We start from the raw sequence: 24,514 nt of genomic DNA, 5'->3' as shown, positions 1-24,514 counted from the left end.
CATGTGCTTGGGTTTTCCCGTGGAGAGCAGACATCGGCGGGTGCAGCGGGTTGTGGCTGTTACGTACGTCGGGATTCCGGTGGGGTTGCTGGTGGTGGTCGCGTTGATCGCGGCGAGTGGGCCGGTGGCGGCGTGGGCCGGGTGTGTGGTGCCGCTGGCGATGCTGGTGGCCGGCGTGGTGCTGTTGCGGCGGCATCGGTATCAGCCGCGGTGGTGGAACGCGGTGGCTGGGCTGTTCGGTGGTGCGGCTGGGCTGATGATCACGCTGTTCCCGCTGGCGGTTGGCGTGTGGTGGCCGGCGGTGCTGGCCTTGCCGGGGCTCATCGCCGGCATCGTGGCCGGCCTGGCGCTGGCCCGGCTCGCGGACCGGACGCTGCTGGTTCCGTTCGTCCCGGAGCTTGCCGAGACGCCGTACGAGCTGGTGTTCCGGCTGCGGGGCATCCCACTGGCCGCGGTTCTGGTCGGCGCGGACAACGTGACCATCCAGGCGCATCCGGTGCCGCGCTCCGAGCATCAGTTCCAGACGTACCCGTTGAGCGACGTCACCGGCACGTACGAGTTCTCGCTCTCCGGGGCCGAGCGGCTGAAGTTCCCGATCGCGGTGACCCACGCGGCCGCCAGCCCGGGACCAGCGGTGATCCTGCAGGCCAAAGGACAGGACTGGGTACTGCCGACCAATCAGGCCGAGACGCTGATCGACGTACTCAACCGCCGTCAGTCCACCGCATAGCCAACAACGCGGCGCCGGATGGTCGGCGTCAGGACGCGGCGGACTCGCGTTCGCGGCGAGCGGTGTCGGCCTTCTCGGCCTGCCAGCCGTCCTCGTTCTTGCCGAGGCGCCAGTAGCCGGACAGGGACACCTGGTCGCGGGAGAGACCGCGCTGCTGGAACAGGTTCTTCCGGATCCGGAAGACGAAACCGGCCTCGCCGTGGACGAAGATGTGCGGCGTCCCGGCCGGGAAGTCCAGTGCCTCGACCGCGGCGACCAGGGCGTCACCACGGTCGCCGGACGCGCTCGACCGGTGGAACCACCGCACGTCGACGTCTCCGAGCTTCTGCTCCTCGGTCTCGTCCGCCACCTCGAGCAGTACGGTCGCCCGCGCGCCAGGCGGCAACTGCTCGACCGCGGAACCGATCGCCGGCAGTGCGCTCTCGTCGCCCACCAGCAGATGCCAGTCCGCCGCGGCGTCCGGCGTGTACGCGCCGCCCGGTCCGTTGAACCACAGCACGTCACCGGGCTGCGCCGAAGCCGCCCACGGCCCGGCAATGCCCTCGTCGCCGTGGTGCACGAAGTCGATTGTCAGCTCCCGCGCGGCTTCGTCCCAGCTACGGACCGTGTACGTCCGCATGGTCGGCCACTGCTCCGCCGGGTACGTCTCCCGGACTACGCCCAGATCCAGCGGCTCCGGGTACTCGACGCCGTCCTTGCCGAACAGCAGCTTCACGTAGTGGTCGCTGAAACCGTTGTCGGCGAAGTCGTCGGAGTGCAGCACCACCCGGATCATGTGCGGGGTGATCCGCTCGGTGCGGCGAACGACGGCGCGCTTGCAGACGCGATTACGGCGGGGTGCGGGGCTGGTCACGCGACCACGGTCCTCTCGGGCGGAAAAGTTAGGTCTACCTAAGTAAGCCTAACTCACCCGCCCCAAGGACGATCAGGTTCCGCGAATGTAGAACGTCCTGCTGGCTGCCGCGATCGACGCACAGGCCGGTACGTACACCCGGTACGGGATGGAGCCCTTGTACGCCGGTTGCGCGTTCACGGTGTACCGGCCGGATGACCGGACCGCGCCCGTACTGACGTTGCGCCACGCCGATGCGCCGTACAGCCGCTGCAGGTTGACCGCGCACCCGGCCCGTACGGTGTGCACCGCCCCGTTGACCGGTACGACGGTTCCGACCGGCGCACTGGTACGCGACGGCACCGCGGTCACCGTCGGCTTGATGTACGGCCGCAGCACGACCAGCCCGAGGCCGCCCACGGACGCCGGGTTGCCGGGCAGCAGCAGGCAGTTCACCGCGTTGGCGTCGGCGGCGGTGTACGCCTTGGTCACCACGCCGTTCGTGTCGGTGAGGTTGGTGTAGCCCGGGCCGAAATACTCGGCGCAGGTGTTGTCGATGCCGAGTACCACCCGCACCCGGCTGCCGTACGGCTTGCCGGTCTGCGCGTCCGTGACCGCCCACTTGATCGTGTACGGCTTGTTGTACGGCACGAACTTCGGTGTCACCGATGCGGTGATCTTCGGCTGGTGCGTGCCGGTGATCGCGAGCGACGGACCGGCGTACGGCGTCGGCGTGGTCATGCTGCCACTGCCCGGGAAGAACGGACCGGTCATCACCCCGGTCACCTTGAACGTACCGTTCGCCGTCGACGGCACGTTCAGTACGCCGCTCCACGTACCGTTCTTCAACCGGGGCAGGTTGGTGGAGATCAGCGTCCGCTCCTGCCCGCTGCCCCCGGTCCGCTCGAGGTACACGTTCACCGAGGTGTTGGGTTCCACCTCGAACGAACCCTTCACCGTCACAGTGACCGGAGCCGTGTTCAGTCCGCTCACAGCGACAGTGGTCTTGTTCAGCGTCACGGAGGTGATGTGCAGATCCGGATCAGGATCCGCGTACGCCGCCAGTGGAGCGAAGGCGATACCCAGCATCGGCACGGCGAGCAGCGCTGACAGTACGCGTCTGGTTCTCATCGTCACGTCCCTCGGATGGAGAAGCTCTTGCTGACACCTGCGACGAACGGCTGACACGCGGGTACGTACACCCGGTACGTGAGAACGCCCTTGTACGACGGCTGTGCGTTCACAGTGAACCGTCCGGACTGCCTGACCTTGCCGTTGCTGACAGTGCGCCACGCGGTCCGCCCGTACAGCCGCTGCAACTGCACCGGACACGAGCCGGTCATGTACGCGACCGAACCGTTGACCGGGACAACTGTTCCGACCGGGGCACTGGCCTTCGACGGCGCAGCCGCTACGGCGGTCGGTCGCGCCGGGAACAGCCACTGGCCGGCGATGTAGTACGGGTCAGCCATGATGTGCGCGCAGTTCAGTGCACCGGCGTCGTTCGCCGTGTACGCCTTGGTGATCACGCCGTTCGTGCCGGTTCGGTACATCGGGCTGCCACCTTCGGCACACGGCACATCCACTCCGAGACCGATCGGGATCCGGCTCCCGTACGGCTTGCCGGTGGCTGTGTTCGTCACCGCCCAGGTGATCGTGTACGGCTTGCCGAACGGAACGACCCGTGGATTCACGGACGCGCTGATCCGCGGCAGGTTCGTGCCCTTCACGGTGATCGTCTGGCCGGCGTACGGCGTCGGGTCGACCGGCGTACCCGGGTCCGGCGCACCGTACGGGCCGGTCATCACGCCGACGACCTTGAAGGTGCCGTTCGCGGTCGACGCGACATTCAGCCGGCCGGTCCAGGTGCCGTTCGCGAGTGTGCCGCTGGTCCGCTTCAGGTCCGCCGACACGATGTCCTTCCGCGGTCCCGCGCCGCCGGTGCGGTCGAGGACGACGTTCAGTACCAGGTTCTGGTCACCGGGCTCGCTGGAGCGGTAGCCGCCCTTCACGGTGACATTGATCGGGTACGTGTTCAGGCCGGACACGGCCACCGAGGTCCGGTCCAGCGAGACCTGAGTGATCGTCAGGTTCGGGTCCGGCGCGGCCTGTGCGGCGCCGGACGGCAACAGCCCCGCCAGTGGTACGGCGAGGAGCGCCGCGGTCAGCGGCGGCAGGGCTCGCATCATTCGCATGCAACTGAGCGTGACAGCGGCCCGTTACGCCGCCAAGCATTCCGGCCGAAGTCTGCGCGATCGGGCCGCGCCGGATAGACCAGTTGCGGGCGGCCGATTCAACTACCAGGACCCGACTGTTAACCGGCCGGTCATGTACAGCCCGTGTCGGGGACGGCTACGGTCCGCACTCTGGACCAATGAGCCAGGTCTTCGGTACGGTCCGCCACCCGGCGTACTTCCTGCGCCGGGGAGACCAGCTCGGCACTCCGATCTCCCTCGGCGAGACGCTGCCCGAGAGCCGGGCAATCCTCTACACCGGCCCGCCCGGGATGGGGAAGACCTCGGAGCTGATGCAGGCCGAGGACCTGGCCCGGCGGCAGGGCTGGACCGCGATCCGGCTGAACGCGTCCGCCGTCCGCCCGATCGAGCACCAGCTCACCGCCGCGGTCCGGGCGAACCTCGATCTGCTCCGGTCCCGCTACAAGGGCAGCGCGGTCAAGGATCTCAGCACCACGGTCCGGGATCTGACGCGCAGCGGCCGCGACACCCGGATGGGCTGGGAAGGGCGGGTCGGCGGCGGCATCATTCCGGTCGAGTTCGTCGCCAAGCGCGAGAAGGACACCACCGCGTACGACAACCTCGGTACCACGCTGAACGACTTCGCCGACAAGCTCGCGGCGCTGACCGAGGAGGACGGCAAACCGATCCTGCTGCTGGTGGACAACGTCGACCGGGCGACCGAGGACGACCAGGCCGGCCTGAACGAGCTGGCGATCCACATCGAGGTGATGCACCGCCCGGTCTGGCTGGTCGCGGCCGGTGGCGCGATGTCGATCAGCGCGCTGATGACCGCGTCCCGCCGGATGTCCGGCATCGCGACCACGATCAGCAACCAGTTCGACATCCGCGAGCTCGGGCCGCTCACCGACGACGAGCTCCGGCCGGCGTTGACCGAGCCGCTCACCGCGGCCGGCATCCCGTACCAGCACGCTGCCGTCGAGCAGTTGCTCGAGGCGGCCAACGGCGACGCGTCCCGGCTCCGGACGCTCGCCGAAGCGGCGCTCGGATACCGTGACCCGGCGCTCGGCATCACCGAGAGCGCCGCCGCCCTGGCGGCCGCGCAGGTCTACGCCGACGCCGCCGAGTGGTACCAGGGCTCGTGGGACCACAAGGACACCAGCCACGCACAGAAGGATCTGCTCGCCCGGGTCGCGGCCCAGGGACCGAACGGGCTGTACATGCCGGCCGAGATGGCGGCCGCCGGTGACGACCACTGGCCGGCGATCGACGAGGCGCGTCAGCAGTTGGTCGCGCGTGGCCTGCTCCGCGACCACCCCGGCCAATACGTCACGATCCCCGACCGGGGGTTGCAGGACTGGCTGAACGACTACCTCGGGCAGACACCGATCACGGAGGTCGTGCCGGGCCGGCTGGAACAGCTCCGCGCACAGCCCACCCTCGCGCCGGCGCATCCGACCGGCGACCGGGCGCTGGTGAACCAGGTGTTCGGTACCTCGCGGCAGCTCGTCCACCAGGTCGACCGCCTCGACCGGAAAGGCCGGCCCATCTCGCTCGACCAGCGGCTGCCGGGCGGTACGTCGGTGCTCTTCACCGGTCCGCCCGGCATGGGGACCAGCCAGGAACTGGCCCGGACCAAAGCGCTGGCCGACCGGCAGGGCTGGATCACCATCCGGCTGGACGCTTCCCGGCGGGAGTCGCTGGAGGCCCGGGTGATCCGTGCCGTCCGGTCCGAGATGGACGCGATCAGGCGACGCTTCCCGAACGACCAGGTGAAAGAGCTGAAGACGCAGCTGACCCGGATGGCGATCCGGACCAGGAACTCGATGAACACCGCGCAGATCCGGCTCGGTATCTCTCCCTTTCCGAAGGTCGGCGTGCACACCGCCTGGGAGGGCGTCACCAAGGACTCCGTGGGGACCACGCTGAATGAGGTCGCCGGGCAGTTCGGCGCGATGGCCGGTCCGGAAGGAAAGCCGATCCTGATGATGGTGGACAACCTGGACGCCGCCTCGGCGGACGACCTGATCGCCCTCACCGAGTTGTCCTCGAACCTGCGCGAGGAGCGACAGCCGATGTTCCTGATCGCCGCCGGCGGTGAGGAAGCGACCTCCCGGCTGCTCGAGGCCTCCGGTGGGCGCAACGGGACGGAAACCGACGAGGTCACCGAGTTCGACGTCCGGCGGCTCCAGCCGCTGAGCGCGGACCAGCTCCGGGAGGCGCTCACCTATCCACTGGAGCGGGCCGGGATCAGGTACGAGGCCGCGGCGGTGGAGTCCTTGATCGAGGCCGCGAACGGCATTCCGACCAGGCTGCGAACGCTGGCCGGCGCGGCGCTTGAGCTGGCCGACCCGCGCGAAGGCATCACCGTGGACGTCGCCGTCGCGGCGACCGCGAAGCTGAACGCCCAGTCCCAGGCGCTCTACAACGCGGCTTGGTACAACTGCTCGGCGGCCCAGAAGCAGGTCCTCGCCCGGTCCGCGTCACATGGTGCGCGCGGGATGGAGATTCCGGCTCGGTCCGAGACGCCCGACCGGTGGTCGCTGGACGAAGCGACCCAGAAGCTGGTCTCGCGCGGTCTGCTGACCCGCACCGGTCACCAGATCCGGGTCGCCGACCCGGGCTTCCGCGAGTGGGTACAAACCCGCCTCGGCGTCAACACCGCCCAGGCCGGCATCGCTCACCCCGGCGCCGCCCGGCCGTCGGCGACCCAGCACGGCCTACCGCACGCCGCCCAGACGGCCAGCACCCGGCCGGCCGATCGCCGCCCGGCACATCCCGCCGTACCCGCCAACCTCCAAACCAACCGCTGACCCCCGCCATCCCACCCGCGGCTGGGTTCAGGGCCAGATGGAGTTGATCCATTCGGGGTGGTCGATGAACGGGTTCCGGTTGTGCTGGAACTGCGCGTAGATGACCTCGTTGCGGTTCTTCTCGAAGGCGTCCGGCGGGTCGCCCGCGGCCCAGGCCTTCAGGACGGACAGTTTGCCGATGTACGGAGCGGTGCCGTTGCCGACCGAGTTGTTCAGTTCCAGGTTCGCGAAGCCGTCGCCGCCCTCGTACCGGACGGCCATGTAGAAGATCATCCGGGCGACGTCACCACGAACCGCCGGGCGGGGCGCGAACGAGTCCGCGTCCGCGGTGCAACCGGTGCACTGGGCAACGGCCGTACCGCCGTTGTCGAAGTCGAGGTTGCCGCGCGCCGAGTTGACCGACACGTCCTCGGGCCGGAGATGGTGTACGTCGGTACCCGGGCCGGTCGCCGTACCGAAGTCGCCGTGTGACTTGGCCCAGACATGCTCGCGGTTCCAGTCGTCGACGCCACCGCCCTGGCTGCTCTTCGGGATCGAGCGGCCGGAGTAGATCTCGATCACGTTGCTGCTGTTGTTCGGGTCCTGGTCGGTGACCTTGAGCGCGTCCCAGACCTGGTCGTACGTGAGCTTCGTCTGCTGCGAGATGATCGTGTGCAGCGCCGCCTTCAGCTGAGCGCCGGCCTTGCCCGCGGCCGCGGCGTAGTAGTCGCCGGGATCACCCGGGTCACCAGGATCCGTGCTGCCGCCTCCGCCGGTGAAGGCGGTCGCGTTCTTCAGGCCGGGGTGCGTGAAGTACGCGGCCAGCGTGCCGGTGACGGTGATCTGCTTGCCGAGCAGACCGGGGTTGCTCTGCAGGCCGTACGCCGCGCGGAAGGCGGTCGGGATCTGTACGTACAACATCGACGACGTACTCGTCTGGGTGGCCGAATCGGCGAGCGCCAGCGCGTAGTCGTTCGGGAAGTTGCTCCGGACAACGGTGCTGGTGGCGGTCGGCTGACCGACCACGTAGCCGGTGACGGACGCGGTCGAACTGTCCTGGCGGCCGATCGCGGTCGCGACCGTGATTGAGGTGGCAGCGCTCGACGGCGTGATGCCGAAGCCGAGCAGTGCGAGCACCGCGGTGACAAGCAACGCGGGGCGGAAGAATCGGGACACGGGTACTCCCAGGGGCGGTTGGGGACCGGACTCTCGTCAGTCTGCCCAGCAGGCCGGACCGACGAACATCCGGATTGCGAACACCGCGTGAAGAGTTGAGCCGGTGGGGCGGTGAACGAGTGAGTGTCGTTCATCGCCCCACCTGGGTGGATGGGCCCCCATCAGGCCATGACGCGTCGCCACAGCCTGCTCTGCCCACCCACCAGCGAGGTGCCACTGGCGGGCAGCACCTCACCGACCGAGCTGGCGTGGTGCGGACGCCGTTTACGGACCGTACTCACTCCGGCACGCAATGTCCATGGGTCACCAAACCCATCTCACCTTCCAGACCACTGCTTGACAGCACAGCCGATCAGGCCCGCAGCACTTCCGAGCGTTGCGCGCGTTGCAGGCCGATCAGCAACAGGCCGATCGAGATCGCCCCGACGACCGCGTACGTGACCCGGCCGCCGATGCCGTCCCAGGTGGTGTGCAGGGCGACGGCGAGCGCGTACATGCCGAGGAAGCCGGCGAAGCGTTTCCCGGTCGGCCGCATCACGAACCGCCACAGACCCCAGCAGGTCAGCCCGGTCCAGGCCGCATGCCCAGCCGGCGAGAGCAGGCCGCGGATGAACAGCGTCTGCTCGGCGGCGCCGACGTTTCCGCCGGACTGGAGCAGTGCGACGAACGCGTACCCCATCGTTTCCAGCACCGCGAACCCGGTGCCGACCGCGATCCCGATCACGATTCCGCGACCGACCGACATCCGGTACCGGTGCCCGAAGAACACCACCAGGACGGCCGGTACGAGCAGCTTGGCGGCCTCTTCTATCAGTCCGACCCCGAGCATCGGCAATGTACCGAGGCCGCGCATCGCGTCGTACTCGAGCAGGCCCGCGACGACCACCCCGACGACGCCGCCGAAGAGCAGGCACCCGCCGAGCGTCGGCCCGTCGATCAGCCACCGCCCGGACCGGCCGGCCGCGAAGGTCACGAACGTCAGCGGAACCACCAGCGCGCCGAGCAGGATCATCGTCGGGAACAGGTTCGGATTCCCGGTGTCGGTCAGCACCACCAGTACGGCGAGGTACAGGCCCGCACCGATCAGGAACGTGCCGATCCAGCCCCACCTACGCAGTACTTGCTGGGTCATGGTGCCTCCGAGCCTGGCCTGGGCTCCTCAGTATGGCGCGGTTGCGCCATGTCGCAGGGACGGCAGCGATGGACAAGGGGCAATCTCGTGACTTGATTGCAAACTCTCTACACGTCCCCTCAAGGCTTGCCCCGGCCGCTCGAAGGAGAATCCGCCTATGTCCTCCCCCCGTCGTATCGTCGCGCTCACCACCGCGGCGGTACTTGCCCTCGGCGCGGCGACGGTGATCCCGTCCGCCGCGGCGCCACCACCCCAGCCGGCCGGCAGCCCCGGCGCCTCGTCCGTGGTCACGCTGATCACCGGCGACGTCGTCGAGGTGACCGACGCCGGCGGCGGCAAGAAGGCCGCCACCGTCCGCCCGGCGGCGGGCCGCGAAGGGGTGTCGTTCCACACCGTCGAGGCCGACGGCGGCCTCCGGGTGCTGCCGAGCGACGCCGTCCCGTACATCTCCACCGGCGTCCTGGACGTGAACCTGTTCGACGTCGATGAGCTGATCGCGGACGGGTACGGCGACTCGGCCGCCCGGCAACTCCCACTGATCGTCAAGGACACCCCCGGCGTACACAGCGCCCAGGCTCTTGCGGGGACGACCACCACGCGCCAACTGCCGTCCATCAACGGGCGCGCCGTCGACGCGGCGAAGGACCAACTGCCGCAGCTGTGGAAATCGCTGCGACCCAGCTCCGGCGTCAGCGCGCTGAGCAGCGGCATCAGCAAGATCTGGCTGGACGGCAAGATCCGTCCGGTCCTGGACAAGAGCGTGCCGCAGATCGGCGCGCCGGACGCGTGGAAGGCCGGGTACGAAGGCACGGGCGTCGACGTCGCCGTACTCGACACCGGCGTGGACGCGAAGCACCCGGACCTGGCCGGCAAGGTCAAGGAGAGCCAGGACTTCTCCGGCAGCCCGAGCGGCACCGAGGACCACTTCGGTCACGGCACCCATGTCGCCGCCACGATCGCCGGTACCGGCGCGGGCGCCGGCGGTACCCGCAAGGGAGTCGCACCGAAGGCGGACCTGCTGGTCGGCAAGGTGCTCGGCGACGACGGGTACGGCTACGACTCGTGGATCATCGCCGGGATGGAGTGGGCCGCCGCCGAAGGCGCCAAGGTGGTGAACATGAGCCTCGGCGGTGACGCCACCGACGGCACCGACCCGCTCAGCCAGGCGGTCAACGACATCACCGCCCAGACCGGCACGCTGTTCGTCGTCTCGGCCGGCAACGAGGGCCGGGACGAGTCAGTCGGTACGCCGGGCGCCGCGGCCTCGGCGCTGACGGTCGGCGCGGTGGACCGCCAGGACAAGCTCGCCGACTTCTCCAGCCGCGGCCCGCGCCTCGGTGACGCCGGACTGAAGCCGGAGATCACCGCGCCCGGCGTGGACATCATCGCGGCTCGCGCGGCCGGTACCGACATGGGCGACCCGGTCGACCAGCTCTACACCGCCGCGTCCGGTACGTCGATGGCCGCGCCGCATGTGGCCGGTGCGGCCGCCCTGCTCGCGCAGCAGCACCCGGACTGGAAGGCCGATCAGCTGAAGAACGCGCTGGTCAGTACGGCGAAGACCCAGCCGGACCAGACGGTGTACGCGCAAGGTGCAGGCCGCGTCGACCTGACCCGCGCGGTTGCGCAGAAGGTGACCGCCAGCGGCACAGCCGACTTCGGCAGCCAGACCGCAGTGGCGGGTACGCGGACCATCACCTACCGGAACGACTCCGGCAACCCGGTCACGCTGAACCTGTCCCTCCAGGTCACGAACCTGGACGACAAGAAGCCGGCCACCGGCTTCGGCCTGCCCGCGACCGTCACGGTCCCGGCCAACGGCACCGCCGATGTCGCGCTGTCACTGGACCCGGCGAAACTCGGCCGCGGCCAGTACAGCGGCTGGATTGTTGCCACCGGCCCCGATGGTGTCGTCACGCACACCGCGGTCGGCGCGCTCCGGTCCGGTCCGATGCACAAGGTGACGCTCCGCGCGATCGGCCTGGACGGCAAGCCCACCGGTTCGCCGGTCGTCTCGTTGTACGGCGACAACTCGCGTTCCGACGTACTCGCCTGGATTCGGGACGGTTCTTCGTACACCGCCGAAGTGGAGGAAGGTACGTACCTGCTGCACTCGCTGGTGGAGAACAACGACCCGCAGAACGAGCAGGCCAGCCTGTTCACCGATCCGAACGTCCAGATCACCAAGGACACCGAGATCGTGATCGATGCGCGCAAGGCGGTGCCGATCACCATCGAGACGCCGAAACCGTCCGAGCAGCAGGCGGTCTTGAGCTACTACGTGCACCGCGTGTACGGCAATGGGCGCTCGATCAGTCACGGCGTGATGCACTTCAGCACCGTGCAGCAGGTGAACGTGACGCCGACCAAGCCGGTCAAGGACGGCAGCTTCGAGTTCTCGTCCCGCTGGCAGCTCGTTGCGCCGATGGTGCAGGCGTCGATTCCGGGGGTGTCCGGACCGCTCGACATCAACTTGCTGCACCGGTCGCCGTCGTACGAAGGCAAGAAGCGGTTCCCGCTCGTCACCTCGCTGCAGCAGGCGAAGGGCGCGGTCGTCGTACTCGACTCCGACAACGAAGAGGAGCAGATCAAGGCGGCCGCCGATGCCGGTGCCGCAGGGGTCATCCTGGTCCGCCCGGCCGACTGGACCGCGTGGACGGTCTGGCGACCGGTCGGTGACCGCGAGCCGATCCCCGCGATGGTCACCACCTTCAAGGACGGTCAGAAGCTGACCGATCGGGTCAAGCGTGGCAAGACGTCGATCGATCTGACGCTGACCACCTCCAGCCCGTACCTGTACGACGTCCAGCAGGTCTCCACCGGGTTCATCCCGCCGAAGATCACCTACAAGGTGACGGCGGCGAACAGCCAGCGCATCACCACCCGGTACGCCGACAACGGTGGCTTCAACTGGGCGAAGGAGCAGCGCTTCGGCTGGCGTCCGTGGCAGGAGTACTCGTGGAACGACTCGCAGCGGTTCGTCGAGACCCCGAAGGTCCGTGAGGAGTGGGTGACGTCCGGTGACTCGCTCTGGCAGCACCGGGTGCACCACCTGTACACGTGGGACACGATGAACCCACTGAACGGTGGCATGACGTCCGTACCGACCAGCTACCGGTCCGGGAAGTCGGATGAGACGTGGTTCGCGCCGGTGGTCCGTCCGGCCGCCGCGCCGGGCGTACCGTCCACTCGTACTGGTGACCGGTTGTCGCTCCGGATCCCGAACTTCGTCGACGCGTCGGGGCACTACACCCGCGGCGAGGCCACCTCGTCCTCGGCGAAGCTGTCCCGCGACGGCAAGGTCGTCGCGGAAATGCCGAACGGCTGGGCGGACGTGATCACGTCCAGCGGCGACGCGGCGTACAAGCTGGACCTGTCGACAAGTCGGAGGCCAAGCGGTCTTAGGAAGACAACTCACAAGACCAACTCCTTGGCTCACAGAACGACATGGCTACGATCCGACTTAGGCCGTACCGCTGGCGCTGCAGCAGCTCGACTACAAGGTGCCGGTCGATCTGACTGGCCGGGTGAGCACGCGTACGCATGTTGTCGGGTTCGAGTCGCCCCGTGCGACCTCACTGCAGGCGTGGGCGTCGTTCGACGAGGGCAAGACCTGGCAGCGGTTGGCGGTGGTTGGTGCGCTGGGGCATTACCTGGCCGTAGTACCCAACGCACATGACACCGTCTCGCTGAAGGTGACGGCGAAGAGCGGTAGCACGAGCATCACTCAGACGGTGATCCGCGCGTACGGCGTTCGCTGAGCTAGGTGGGCCGGTGCTCCGGCGCCGGCCCACTCACAGCCAGCTGCGCTTGGCAGCTTGAAAGGCCAGTCCGGTGCGGGTGTCCACACCGGCCAAGGCCATCAACCGGTCCAGCCGCCGTTGGACCGTACGCCGACTGATGCCCAACTGGGTGGCGATGGACTTGTCCGGAACACCAGCCACCAGTAGGGACAGCAGCAACCGCTCCGAGTCGTCCAGTCCTTCCACTGCCTGTGTCTGGTCTTGCTGGAGCCGCACTGGTGTCGCAGCCTCCCAGTAGCTCTCGAACAGCGCCAGCAACGCGTCGAGCAGCTGGCCACGGCTGATGATCGCCGCGGACGGCTCACCGAGCTCCGGTTCGTCGTCGCGGACCAGCGGGCAGATCGCCACCGACCGGTCGACGATCGCGATCCGGACCGGCAGCGTCGGCAGTACCCGCGCCTCCTCGCCCCAGCTGACTCCTTCGGCGATCGAGTCCAGTTCGCCGGGAGTCTCGACCAGCGCGCGTTCGTAGATCGCCCGGTAGCGGACGCCGCGCGACAGGGCGCCGTACTCCTCGGTGTTCTCGGCACCCTTCATCGCCATCGGGTTCGCGCGGCAAAACCAGAGGATCTCCTCGCGGGCCGCGTTCTGCAGGTCGCGGAGCCGTTCGCGGAGCGTGGTGGCGCCGACGATCACCTCGACCAGGTGGTGGGCGTCGCGGCGGCTCGCGCTGGCCCGGAACTCCTCACTGAGCGCGGCGACCGTCTTCCGGGCCGCCTCCAGCGACTCCTGCCGGCGCAGCAGCGTGGTGCCCAGGGCCACGTCCGGCGGCAGCGGCCGGAACACCGGCTCGTCGGCCGGCTGAACCGTGACCAGGCCTTTCGCCTGCAACCGCTGCAGCACCTCGGCGGCCTCGTGCGGCGACAACTCGGCCACCTCGGCGAGCTCCGCGGCCCGCGCGGCGGACAGACCGACCAGCAGCCGGTAGGTCTGCTCCTCGCGCTCGTCGAGCAACAAGCCGTCCTGCATCCGCCCCACCTCCGGGCACCACCTAACAGCCTTACTGATCAGGAAGCGAGCGCTTTCCAACTGGCACTGATCAGCCAAGGCACCAATCAGCCATCACCGGAAGGCTGAGTGCCCGTCACTTTCCCGACCGAACGTCAGCGGAACTCGCCGCCGCCTGTACCCACGCAAGCCCCACCGCCCCGGGAGAGAGAACCGATGATGAGCGTCACCGACTACGCCGGCATCGCCGGCCTGATCGCCGCGGCCGCGGTTGCCGTCTGGATGCTGCGCAACCACCGCACGATCGCCCGTACAGCCGCCCGTACAACCGCCCCGAACGCCCGGCACCGCGGCTCACCTACGCTGCGGCTGCCGCGACCGACTCACCCGGAGCGCGCTTCTTCGCGTAGTGGAAGGTGAGTCCGCCGAACGCGTACATCGACAGGCCGAGCGCGCCCATCAGGACGATCACCACCCACTGCCACGCCCCCTCCTGGTAGAAGGCCAGGAACCAGGACTTGCTGCTGTGGCTGCCGGTCAGCTTGATGATCAGTGGCACAACGGACTGTGGGAACAGCGGGATCGCCCCGAACCCGAGGCAGAAGCCGGCGAGGGTGCGCCGCCACTTGGGCAACGTGTCGAGCCCCGCGGTCTTCTTGGCCTGCTCCGCGGGCGATCTGCCATGCCTGAGCAAGGTGAGGAGCTCAGGACCCTTCTGCTCGAGTCGCTTGGCGGCGACGCGGCCGAAGTACCACCAGAACAGTGCGCCGGAGAGCAGCCCGACCGGTACGCCCCACCAGCCGGTGTAGAGCGCGACGATCAGCGCCGGGGCGCAGCAGGTCGCGACCGCGACGAGCATCATGTAGACGATGCCCATCGTTTCGCCCTCGTTCTCACCGGTGTTCAGCGGGTTCCCGGATCGTTTGTGCGCGTCGGTCGTCGGTACCGCGGCGTACACCGAGCACGCCACGATCAGACCGGCCGCACCGCCGAGTAGTGCGGGCAGCACGCTCAGTACGAGCGGCCAGGCACTGGTGACGCCTGACCACCAGGTGAGGACCACCGTGATCGCCAGCGTGGTTGGGCCGAAGGCCAGCAAGAACGCTCGCTGCCGGGCGCGTACGTCCGGTTTGCTCGCACCGGGTGTCATCACAGTCGTCCAGAGGGCCGTACCGTCCGCGCCGTACAGGTTGGCGCTCTGCGAGCCGGCCATGACGAGAGCCGCGGGGCCGGCCCAGGGGAGCATGGACTTCATCCCGATGGCCAAGGGCATCAGGCAGAAGAACAGCCCGTACGCGACCGCGAACACGGCCCGGTGCCCGTACAGCAGGTCTCTGGTCCAGGAGCGCAGTTCCTTCGCGGCAGCGGCGCCCTGTGCGGTGCTTGCTGTCAGCGGTCGCTTGGGTGTCCGGCCGGCTCGGTTGGCTGTTGTCCGGCGTACGATCAGTGCGGACCACGCCAGCAGCATCACCGCCGCGAACACCGCGAGCCCAGCAAGCGCGGCAAGGACCTTGAGCCAGTCGCCACGTCCGGCCGCCGCCACGGCCGTGAAACCCCAGCCGGACGGTGCGATCCGGGCAGCCGTCGCGATCGTGCCTTGGACATCGGTCGAAACGAACGCCGCGATCAACGCCCAGCCCTGCGCGGCGAAGGCGAGGATGAACGCGTTGACCAGCGCCGCGATCACCGCACCGGTGCGCGCCTGGAGCAGTACGCCGTACACCGCAACGGCCAGGCGGGACGCCAGGACGAAGCAGAACAGCTGCAGCAGCAAGGCCGGCACCGCAACCAGCGCCGCGGCAACGCTCAGCCGGCCGCCGGCGATCACCAGACTGACCAGTGCGATCAGGCTGATCACCGGAGCGACGCCGGCGAGCGCCGCCACCAGTAGACCGCTGGAGAGCGTACGTGGCGCCAGCGGGAGCATCGTGAAGTACTCCGGCTTGAGCGTCTCGTCGCCACCGCCCGCGAACAACGGGCCGACCACCCAGCCGAGCATCCAGAGCGCGAGCACGACGACCAGTACGTCCTGATCGCCCCGCGCGGCCAGCCAGATCGTGCCACCGGCGAGTACCAGGCCGACGAACGCGCCGGTGACGATCCACGACCGGCGGAGCTGGTCCTGCCACGCGTGCCGGAAGGACGCCAGCCGCATCCGGACCAGCGTGTGCGAGGTTTCGTACGTCAGCGCGAGAGCCATGCCAGCCCCTCCGCGCCCCTCGTCGAGGCACCGACCAGCGCCACGAACGCGTCCTCCAGGCTGCCGCCGGCGCGCACTTCGGCAACGGTGCCCGCGGCAACGACCTTCCCGTCGGCGACGACCGCGACCCGGTCACAGAGCTGCTCCACCAGCGCCATCACGTGACTCGACATCACCACCGAACCACCACCGGCGATGAACCGGTGCAGGATGGTCCGGATGGTTGCCGCCGACACCGGATCGACCGCCTCGAACGGCTCGTCCAGCACCAGCAGCCGCGGCGCGTGCAGCAGCGCGACCGCGAGCCCGAGCTTCTTCCGCATGCCGGTCGAGTAGCCAATGACCTGCTTGTCGTCCTCGTGGTCGAGCTCCAGCACCTCCAGCAGCTCGGCCGCCCGCGCCTTCACCTCGGCCTCCGGAATCCCGCGCAGCAGGCCGAGGTACGTCAGCACCTCGCGGCCGGTCAGCCGCTCTGGCATCCCGAGCCCGTCCGGCAGTACGCCGACCAGCGCCTTGGCCTTGGTGGGCTCCCGCCAGACGTCGGCACCGAAGATCCGCGCCGTGCCCGCGTCCGGCCGGAGCAACCCGACCGCCATCGACAGCGAGGTCGTCTTGCCGGCCCCGTTCGGCCCGAGCATCCCGAAGAACGACCCGGCCGGCACGCTCAGGCTCAGCTCGTCGACCGCCCGCTGCGCCCCGAAAACCTTGGTCAGTCCGTCAAGCTCGAGTGCGTCGTCCATGACCAGAACTCTGTCATCGAAGACCCTCCCCGGACGTCACCCGTCCGGCTGACCCGCCGCATCACCCATCAGGCCAGCACGGTGATCCGGTCCAGTCCGGACGGGGTGATCACCGGGTTGGCCCGCAGGTAGTCGATGAACTCCTCGTGATCCCGCCCGTTCCGGTACGGGTCGGTGAATCCGCTCAGCGCGCTGTAACCGTCGGCGCCGATCAGTGTGTACGCGAGTCCCGCGACCCGGTACTCCTTCGTCAGCTCCAGCGCCGCGCCGTCGATCCGGAAACCGTCCGGGTCGACCCGATCGCCGATCGGCCGCCGGGTGTCGAACGTGGCGCGGACGTTCGCGGAGAAGTTCAGCGGGCCGTACTTGGCCGCTTGCCACTGCTGCTCCAGCGCATCGTGGATCTGCTGACCGGTCAGGGTGACGGTGAGGATCGGGTTCTCGTAGCCCAGTTGCGAGTACGCCTCGCCGTACAGAATCGCGCCGTCGGAGTCGTACGCGTTGCTGCCCTTGGCGTACCGCAACGTCCCGGCGACGGCGTTCGATCCGGTGATCGGCTTGGCCGCGACGAGCGCGAAGTCGACCGGGCCGTTGCGCTTGGCCGACCAGTAGCAGAGGTCGGCGCCGAGCTCACCCATGCTGCTCTCGCCGGAGGCGGACAGGGCGGGGGTGAAATCGGCGGTCAGGTGACCGGCGACGGTCCCGTACCGGCGTTCGCCGAAAGCGGTCCAGTAGTCGACGATCCGGGCGATTCGCGGGTCGGGGGTGACGTCGAGAGTGACCGGGTGGTTGGTCGAGACGGTCAGATCGCGCACGACCGCGCCGGTACGCGGATCCAGCTTCAGGTTGATCTCGTTGATGATCTGACCGGCGTGCCCGGCTTCGACCATCGGCCGCGGTACGCCGTTCGGGTCCGGGAGCATCGCGTTGAACCACCAGTGCCAGTGACCGGTGACGATCGCACTGATGTCCGGGCTCAGGTCGGCGGCGAGCTGGATCGCCGGGCCGGTGGCGAGGTTCGCGCCGTTGACCGGGGCGTGCCAGTTGTCGTTCTGCTGCGCGCCGTCGTGCACGACCACGACCAGGGCGTTCACGCCACGGCGCTTCAGGTACGCCGCGACCTGGTTGCCGGCCACGGCGGTCTCGATGCTGGCCAGCTTCGGGTTGTACGAGCTCGAACCGGTCGGGGTGTTCGCGACCGTGAGGTGGATGAACCCGATCGGGTACCGGCGCCGCCCGTCGGTCACCCACTCGATGTTGTACGGCGCGAACACCGGCCGCCGGGTGTTCCGCCAGAGGATGTTGGCCGAGTAGTACCCGAACTTGATGCCCTGGTACCGCCGGCCGGTCGAGTCCGGAAAGCTGGAGTCGCGACCCGGCGTACCGACCGGCTTGGCCTTCATCAGGTGGTCGACCAGGTAGTCCACGCCGTAGTCGAACTCGTGGTTGCCGAGCGCCGAGAACTGCAGCCCGAGCGCGTTCAGTACCTCGATCGTCGACTCGTCGGACAGCATCTTGTTGTCCAGCGGCTGCCCACCGCAGAAGTTGTCACCGGCGCTGAAGAAGATGGAGTTCCGCCGCGCCCGGATCGCCTTCAGGTGCGTCGCGAGGTACGCCGCGCCACCCACGTGCAGACTGACCTGCCCGTCCGGCCCCGGCAGAAACCCGTCCGCCTGCGCGGTCGGCGTCCGGTTGTTGCCGTGAAAGTCGGTGATGTTCAGCAACTGCACGTCGATCAACCCCGGCGCCCCCGGCCGCCGCGCCGCGTCACTCGCGTACGCCGGCACCCCCAGCCCCACGGAGGCCACCGCGGCCCCCGCCCCCACCAGCACCGACCGCCGCCCAACCGACCGCTCCACAGCGCCACCCCTCTCGATCCACGAAGACCCAGACGCTATGCAACTTTCTGCCCATTCCAACACCCAAACAAACAGAAATTTACGAACAATCCGCCCACCGGTCAGCCGGCCGTGGCCCAGACCGTCGCCGGGCGCGATCTCGTTCGAAAGGAGGAAATGTGGGGGGAACGCAAAAGTCCCGGTCGGTTTCGACCGGGACTTGCTTGTGCGCGAGGGGGGAGTTGAACCCCCACGCCCTTTCGGGCACACGGACCTGAACCGTGCGCGTCTGCCTATTCCGCCACCCGCGCGCTGCCGCCTGACATGCTGTCCTGGCGACGAGGAGAAACAGTAGCACGGGTTTCCCCGGAGCTTCACATTGCGGGTTGGGTCGAACCTGCCGATACGATCGATCGTCGTACCCGGTGTGTCCGCCACGACCGGTGGATGTGGTGGACCGAGTACGGCGTACCGACTGTGGAGGAGGAGGCGTGCGACCGCTGCAGCGCTTCGAGCGACGTCTGGAAGGCATCGTGAGCGGTGTCTTCGCGCGCGCTTTCAAGGGTGATGTGGAGCCGATCGAGCTGGCCGCGGCACTCAAGCGTGAGATCGACAACACTGCCCGGATCCTGTCCAGGGACCGGCGGCTGGTGCCGAATCACTTCACCATCGAGCTCGGTCCGGACGATTTCGAGCGGCTGAACGCCTACGGCCGGACGCTGAACCACGAGCTCGCGAACGAGCTCCGCGACCACGCGGACATCCAGCGGTACACCTTCTCCGGGCCGATCGACATCGAGCTGGTCCAGCACGAGGAGCTGCCGACCGGTAAGTTCCGGGTGGTCAGTGAGACGGTCGGTACGCCCCAGCGGCGGCCGGCCGGCTACCAGCAGCCCGAGCCCCAGCCCTACCAGCAGGAGCCCTACGTGCCGCCCAACGAGCCGGTCGTGCAGAGCCCGCCTCCGCGCCAGCAGCCGCCCCAGCAGCCCTCGCCGCGCCGCGGCCACCCCCAGGTGATGCTGGAGGTGAACGGCCGCCGCCGCCCGGTGAACCCGCCGGGCGTGGTGCTCGGCCGGGGCACCGACGCGGACATCCAGATCAACGACCCGGGCGTGTCCCGGCGGCACGCCGAGATCCGGCTGATGCCGGAGGGCCCGGGCGGTATCCGGGTGGTGCTGGTCGACCTCGGTTCCACCAACGGCACGCTGGTGAACGGCCGCCGGAGCGCGGAGGCCGAGCTGGTCGACGGCTCGACCGTGCGGATCGGCAACACGACCATGACGCTGCGTCTCGCGGACGAGCCGATGGCCCAGCCGCCGAGCAGCGGGTGGTGACTGACCTTCCATGTCGGAACTGACCCTGACCCTGATCAAACTGGGGTTCCTGGCCCTGTTGTGGATGTTCGTCCTCGCGGTGCTGTCCGTGATCAGGTCCGACCTGTTCGGCGCGAAGGTGAACAGCCAGGCCGCGGCACCGGCCGCGCCGGCCGTCACCCGGACGCCGAAACCCACCAAGCCGGCCAAGAAACGCAAGGGCCTGCCCGCGTCGGTGACGATCGCGGACGGTCCGCAGGCCGGTGTGGGTGCCTCACTGGCGGACGAGCCGGTGATCATCGGCCGTGGTTCGGACTGCCAGATCCGGCTCGACGACGACTACTCCTCCACCCGGCACGCCCGGTTGTTCCTGTCCGAGGGCCAGTGGTGGGTCGAGGATCTCGGCTCCACCAACGGCACGTACCTTGACGGCCAGCGGGTCACCCGCCCGGTCCCGGCCGAGATCGGCGGTTCGATCCGAATCGGCCGGACGACGCTGAACATCGCGAAGTAGGCCTGCCTCGATGACCCTGTCGCTCGACTACGCCACACTGTCCGACGTCGGACGCGTGCGCCGCAACAACGAGGACTCGGCGTATGCCGGTCCGCACCTGCTGCTGCTCGCCGACGGAATGGGCGGCGCCGCGGCCGGTGAGGTGGCCAGTGCGGCGGCGGTCCAGGTGATCCGGCGGCTGGACACCGCCGACATCGGCGGCGAGGACATGATCGAGGCCCTGGCCGGCGCGGTGCACCGGGCCAACGAACGGCTCTCGGAGCTGGTCGAGGAGGACCCCGAGCGCGAGGGCATGGGTTCGACCGTGACCGCGCTGATGTTCGACGGCAAGCAGCTCGGGCTCGCGCACCTCGGCGACTCCCGGGCGTACCGGATGCGTGACGGGCAGCTGTTCCAGCTCAGCCACGACCACACTTTCGTCCAGTCCCTGGTCGACGAGGGCCGGATCTCGCAAGAGGAGGCCTTCAGTCACCCGCACCGGAACCTGATCCTCCGGGTGCTGGACGGCCGTCCCGACTCCGACCCCGACCTGGAGATGCTCGACGTCCAGGCCGGCGACCGATTGATGCTGTGCAGCGACGGCCTGCCCGACTACGTCAGCAACGACGTGATCGCTGCGTCGATGGCAAGCGGTACGCCGGACTCGGTCGTCGTCGAGCTGATCACGCACGCGCTGGAGGCGGGCTCGAACGACAACGTGACCTGCGTGGTCGCCGATGTCGTCGAGACCGAGCCGGCCAGCGGGGTCACGCCGCAGCTGGTCGGCGCCGCCGCGGAGCTCGCCCAGGGCAGCACCGGTCGTGGTGAGCCGACGGTCGCGGTCCGTACCGGCGGCCCTGATGGCTCCGGGGGCGCCGGTGGTGCTGGTCAGGGCACCGCGGTCGACCCGGAGGAGTTGCGGTACGCGCCGCGCCCGCCCAAGCGGTTCCCGTGGTTGCGGCGGATCACGGTCCTGGTCGTCATCCTGGTGCTGCTCGGTGGTGGCGCCTGGTTCGGCTACAGCTGGACCCAGAAGCAGTACTACGTGGGTACCGACGGCGACTACGTGGCGATCTACAAGGGCGTCGACGCGGAGATCCCCGGGATCTCCCTGTCCTCGGTGTACGAACGGCAGCCGCTGCTCGTCGACAAACTGCCGACGTACAGCCGCCAGCAGGTCGAGGGCGACATCCAGGCCGAGAACCTGGCCGGCGCCCGGTCGATCGTGGCGGAGCTGCAGCAGACCGCGGCCGAGTGCGCCAAGGTCAAGCCGACCCCGAAGCCGAGCACCAAGCCGGGTACGCCCCCGGTGAGCACGCCACCTGTGTCGACGCCGCCGGCTTCCAAGCCGCCGGTGACCACCCCGGCACCGACGAAGGCCAGTACGACCCCGACCGGCCCGTCGGTCAACCCCGAAGACTGTGACGGAGTCCGATGAGTATCGCGTCGACTTCCGTCATTCAGATCATCCCGCGTACCAGGCGCGGGGTGGAGTTGCTGCTGCTCGTGATCGCGGTCGCCGTCTCGGTCGGCGCGTACGTGAACATCGGCATCACCGTGCAGAACTCCGTACCGGCCAGCACCGGGTACTACGCGGCCGGGATCGGACTGCTCGCGCTGATCGCGCACCTGGTCCTGCGGTACCGGGCGCCGTACGCGGACCCCGTGCTGCTGCCCTGCGCGGTGCTGCTGAACGGTCTCGGCGTCGCGATGATCCACCGGATCGACCTCGGACTCGCGATCGTCGCGCAGGCGAAGGGCAAGAAAGTGCTGCCGGCGGCGGCGCCGCAGCAGATCACCTGGACCGCGGTCGGCATTGTGCTGTTCCTGGTGGTCATCCTGGTGATCCGCGACCACCGGCGCCTGCAGGCGTTCACGTACACGCTCGGTCTGGGCGGTCTGGTGCTGCTGGTGCTGCCGCTCGTCCCCGGGATCGGTGCGAACGTCAACGGTGCGCCGATCTGGATTCACGTCTTCGGCATGTCGTTCCAGCCCGGTGAGTTCGCCAAGGTCGCGCTGGTCATCTTCTTCTCCGGCTACCTGGTCGTGAAACGCGACGTACTCACCCTGGCCGGCCGCCGCTTCCTCGGGCTGGACCTGCCCCGCGCCCGCGACCTCGGGCCGATCCTGATCGCCTGGCTGGCCAGCCTGGGCGTACTGGTGTTCGAGAGCGACCTCGGCTCCTCGCTGCTGTTCTTCGGTCTCTTCCTGTTCCTGCTGTACGTCGCGACCGAACGAGCCGGCTGGCTGATCATCGGCGGCGTCCTGTTCGTCGGCGGCGCGTACTTCGCGTACATGACCTTCGGCCACGTCCACAAGCGGATCACCGACTGGCTGGACCCGTGGGCGATCGACGGCGGCCAGATCAAGCTCGGCCTGATGGGCCAGGCCTGGGGCGGCATCCTCGGCCGCGGCCTCGGCCAGGGTCACCCCGAGGCGACGATGTACGCGAACAGCGACATGATCATCTCCTCGTTCGCCGAGGAGCTGGGGCTGACCGGTCTGATCGCGATCCTGCTGATCTTCACGCTGATCATCGAGCGCGGCCTGCGCACGGCGCTCGGCTGCCGGGACATCTTCGGCAAGCTGGTCGCGACCGGTCTGGCGATGTCGTTCGCGCTGCAGGTGTTCGTGATCGTCGGCGGCGTCACCGGCCTGATCCCGCTGACCGGTCTGGCCACCCCGTTCATGGCCCTCGGTGGTACCTCCCTGGTGGCGAACTGGGCGATCATCGCGCTGCTGCTGCGAATCAGCGACCAGGCCCGGCGGCCGCAGACCCCGGCCGCTCCAGTGTCCGACGAAACGATCGCGATGGCGGTGCAGAAGCAGTGAATTCGGCGATCCGACGACTGGCCGTCGCGGCGATGATCCTGATGCTCGCGCTGATGGCCAACTCGACGTACCTGCAGGCCTTCCGGTCGAACGAGATCAACGGGCGCAACGACAACAACCGGGTCCGGGACTCGCAGTTCTCGGTGAACCGCGGCCCGATCCTGATCGGCAACACCCCGATCGCGAAGAGCGACCCGGCCAACGACCGGTTCAAGTACCAGCGCACCTACCCGTCCGGACCGGTGTACGCGCCGGTGACCGGCTTCTACTCGTACCTGTTCGGCCGCGGCGGGATCGAGCTGACGATGAACTCCGAGCTGAACGGCTCGGACCCGTCGATGGCGTTCCGGCGGATCATCGACGTGATCAGCAACCGGCCGCAGCAGGGCGGCAGCGTGGCCCTGACGCTGAACGCGGCGGCGCAGCAGGCGGCGTACAACGGACTGTCCGGCAAGATCGGCGCGGTGGTCGCGATCGAGCCGAAGACCGGCAAGATCCTGGCGATGGCCAGCCGCCCGTCGTACGACCCGAACCAGCTCGCCTCGCACGACAACACCAAGGTCGGTACGGCCTGGAAGAACCTGAACGCGGCGAAGGAAAAGCCGATGTCCAACCGGGCGGTGCAGGAGCTGTACCCGCCGGGGTCGACGTTCAAGCTGGTGACCGCGGCCGCCGCGCTGTCCAGCGGGAAGTACACGCCGGACAGCAAGGTGAGCTCGCCGGCCGAGCTGCCGTTGCCGCAGACCACCGTCCCGCTGGTGAACGAGGACGGCAAGAACTGTGGTGGCAGCAACACCGCGACGCTGACGGTCGCGCTGCGCTACTCGTGCAACACCGCGTTCGGTACGGTCGGCATGGCCCTCGGCGCGGACGCGCTCCGCGAGCAGGCGGCGAAGTTCGGCTTCGGTGCCCGGCCGCTGACCGAGCTGCCGGCCGTCGCCACCAGCCAGTTCCCGGCCGACCCGAACGAGCCGCAGACCGCGCAGTCCGCGATCGGCCAGTTCGACGTCCAGGCCACGCCGCTGCAGATGGCGATGGTCGCGGCCGGGATCGCGAACAAGGGCGAGGTGATGAAGCCGTACCTGGTCCAGAGCGTGAAGACCCCGGACCTGAAGACGGTCTCGGAGACCAAGCCGGAGTCGCTGCACCAGGCGGTCACCCCGGAGGTCGCGTCCCAGCTGACCGCGATGATGCTGGACGTCGTCAACAACGGCACCGGCAAGCCGGGCCAGATCAAGGGCGTCCAGGTGGCCGGCAAGACCGGGACCGCGCAGACCGCGAAGGACCGCCCGCCGTTCGCCTGGTTCACCGCGTTCGCGCCGGCCGACGACCCGAAGGTCGCGGTCGCGGTACTGATCGAGTCCGCGAACATTCCGCGCGACGACATCGCCGGCGGCAAGCTGGCCGCGCCGATCGCGAAAAGCGTGATGGAGGCGGTGCTGGGCCAGTGAACAGCCGATGAGCACCATACGGAATGATTCGATGACAGT

General features: G+C 68.8%; 16 protein-coding genes and 1 tRNA gene. 7 read left to right on the top strand and 10 right to left on the bottom strand.

Annotated elements, in window-relative coordinates:
* Positions 1-19: 19 nt before the first annotated feature.
* Positions 20-730, top strand: a complete 711-nt coding sequence (locus tag ABD260_RS13080) for a hypothetical protein (protein WP_344233723.1) — start codon at positions 20-22, stop codon at positions 728-730.
* A 28-nt stretch (positions 731-758) separates the two neighbouring features.
* Here the strand turns inward: ABD260_RS13080 and ABD260_RS13075 are convergent, their stop codons facing one another.
* The 3 genes from ABD260_RS13075 to ABD260_RS13065 all read right to left on the bottom strand — a co-directional run bounded on the left by ABD260_RS13075 (position 759) and on the right by ABD260_RS13065 (position 3,757).
* On the bottom strand, positions 759-1,583 hold the full coding sequence (locus ABD260_RS13075) for a siderophore-interacting protein (protein WP_344233722.1): 825 nt from the start codon (positions 1,581-1,583) through the stop codon (positions 759-761).
* Between the two features lie 72 nt (positions 1,584-1,655).
* Positions 1,656-2,693 carry a hypothetical protein gene (locus ABD260_RS13070; protein WP_344233721.1) on the bottom strand — a complete coding sequence of 346 codons (1,038 nt, stop codon included), beginning with the start codon at positions 2,691-2,693 and terminating at the stop codon, positions 1,656-1,658.
* Positions 2,694-2,695: 2 nt separating this feature from the next.
* A complete protein-coding gene (locus ABD260_RS13065; RefSeq protein WP_344233720.1) occupies positions 2,696-3,757 on the bottom strand; it encodes a hypothetical protein in 1,062 nt (353 codons plus the stop codon).
* Between the two features lie 179 nt (positions 3,758-3,936).
* Here ABD260_RS13065 and ABD260_RS13060 point away from each other — a divergent pair, with 179 nt between their 5' ends.
* Complete coding sequence (locus ABD260_RS13060) at positions 3,937-6,570, top strand: hypothetical protein (protein WP_344233719.1); 2,634 nt, start codon at positions 3,937-3,939, stop codon at positions 6,568-6,570.
* 27 nt (positions 6,571-6,597) lie between these two features.
* Here ABD260_RS13060 and ABD260_RS13055 read toward each other — a convergent pair whose 3' ends face one another.
* The 7 genes from ABD260_RS13055 to ABD260_RS13020 all read right to left on the bottom strand — a co-directional run bounded on the left by ABD260_RS13055 (position 6,598) and on the right by ABD260_RS13020 (position 18,697).
* A complete protein-coding gene (locus ABD260_RS13055) occupies positions 6,598-7,725 on the bottom strand; it encodes an endonuclease (RefSeq protein WP_344233718.1) in 1,128 nt (375 codons plus the stop codon).
* A 352-nt stretch (positions 7,726-8,077) separates the two neighbouring features.
* A complete protein-coding gene (locus tag ABD260_RS13050) occupies positions 8,078-8,857 on the bottom strand; it encodes a PrsW family intramembrane metalloprotease (RefSeq protein ID WP_344233717.1) in 780 nt (259 codons plus the stop codon).
* Between the two features lie 3,794 nt (positions 8,858-12,651).
* Positions 12,652-13,629: a helix-turn-helix domain-containing protein gene (locus tag ABD260_RS13040; protein ID WP_344233714.1), complete on the bottom strand. Its 978-nt coding sequence runs from the start codon at positions 13,627-13,629 to the stop codon at positions 12,652-12,654.
* Positions 13,630-13,966: 337 nt separating this feature from the next.
* A complete protein-coding gene (locus ABD260_RS13035) occupies positions 13,967-15,808 on the bottom strand; it encodes a hypothetical protein (protein ID WP_344233713.1) in 1,842 nt (613 codons plus the stop codon).
* Positions 15,793-16,548 carry an ABC transporter ATP-binding protein gene (locus tag ABD260_RS13030; RefSeq protein ID WP_344233712.1) on the bottom strand — a complete coding sequence of 252 codons (756 nt, stop codon included), beginning with the start codon at positions 16,546-16,548 and terminating at the stop codon, positions 15,793-15,795. The genes ABD260_RS13035 and ABD260_RS13030 overlap by 16 nt, the downstream gene beginning before the upstream one ends.
* Positions 16,549-16,616: 68 nt before the next feature.
* Positions 16,617-18,407, bottom strand: coding sequence for a bifunctional metallophosphatase/5'-nucleotidase (locus ABD260_RS13025; protein WP_344233711.1), 1,791 nt, complete (start codon positions 18,405-18,407; stop codon positions 16,617-16,619).
* A 206-nt stretch (positions 18,408-18,613) separates the two neighbouring features.
* Positions 18,614-18,697: transfer RNA gene (locus ABD260_RS13020), tRNA-Leu, on the bottom strand.
* A gap of 180 nt (positions 18,698-18,877) precedes the next feature.
* Here ABD260_RS13020 and ABD260_RS13015 point away from each other — a divergent pair.
* Genes ABD260_RS13015 through ABD260_RS12995 form a run of 5 tightly spaced genes read left to right on the top strand, consistent with a single transcriptional unit; the run spans position 18,878 to position 24,475 of the window.
* Positions 18,878-19,720 carry an FHA domain-containing protein gene (locus ABD260_RS13015; protein WP_319036585.1) on the top strand — a complete coding sequence of 281 codons (843 nt, stop codon included), beginning with the start codon at positions 18,878-18,880 and terminating at the stop codon, positions 19,718-19,720.
* Between the two features lie 10 nt (positions 19,721-19,730).
* Complete coding sequence (locus tag ABD260_RS13010; protein WP_344233710.1) at positions 19,731-20,213, top strand: FHA domain-containing protein FhaB/FipA; 483 nt, start codon at positions 19,731-19,733, stop codon at positions 20,211-20,213.
* 10 nt (positions 20,214-20,223) lie between these two features.
* The gene (locus tag ABD260_RS13005; RefSeq protein WP_344233709.1) at positions 20,224-21,630 is read left to right on the top strand and encodes a protein phosphatase 2C domain-containing protein; all 1,407 of its coding nucleotides are present in this window, start codon (positions 20,224-20,226) and stop codon (positions 21,628-21,630) included.
* A complete protein-coding gene (locus ABD260_RS13000; RefSeq protein WP_344233708.1) occupies positions 21,627-23,024 on the top strand; it encodes an FtsW/RodA/SpoVE family cell cycle protein in 1,398 nt (465 codons plus the stop codon). Before ABD260_RS13005 ends, ABD260_RS13000 begins: the two co-directional genes overlap by 4 nt.
* Complete coding sequence (locus tag ABD260_RS12995) at positions 23,021-24,475, top strand: peptidoglycan D,D-transpeptidase FtsI family protein (protein ID WP_344233707.1); 1,455 nt, start codon at positions 23,021-23,023, stop codon at positions 24,473-24,475. The genes ABD260_RS13000 and ABD260_RS12995 overlap by 4 nt, the downstream gene beginning before the upstream one ends.
* The last annotated feature ends 39 nt before the right edge of the window (positions 24,476-24,514 follow it).

Origin of the sequence: Kribbella hippodromi, assembly GCF_039531045.1 — a bacterium.
Taxonomy (GTDB): domain Bacteria; phylum Actinomycetota; class Actinomycetes; order Propionibacteriales; family Kribbellaceae; genus Kribbella; species Kribbella hippodromi.
Note: the sequence above shows the minus strand (reverse complement) of the source record. Positions and strands in the feature narration are given on the sequence as shown.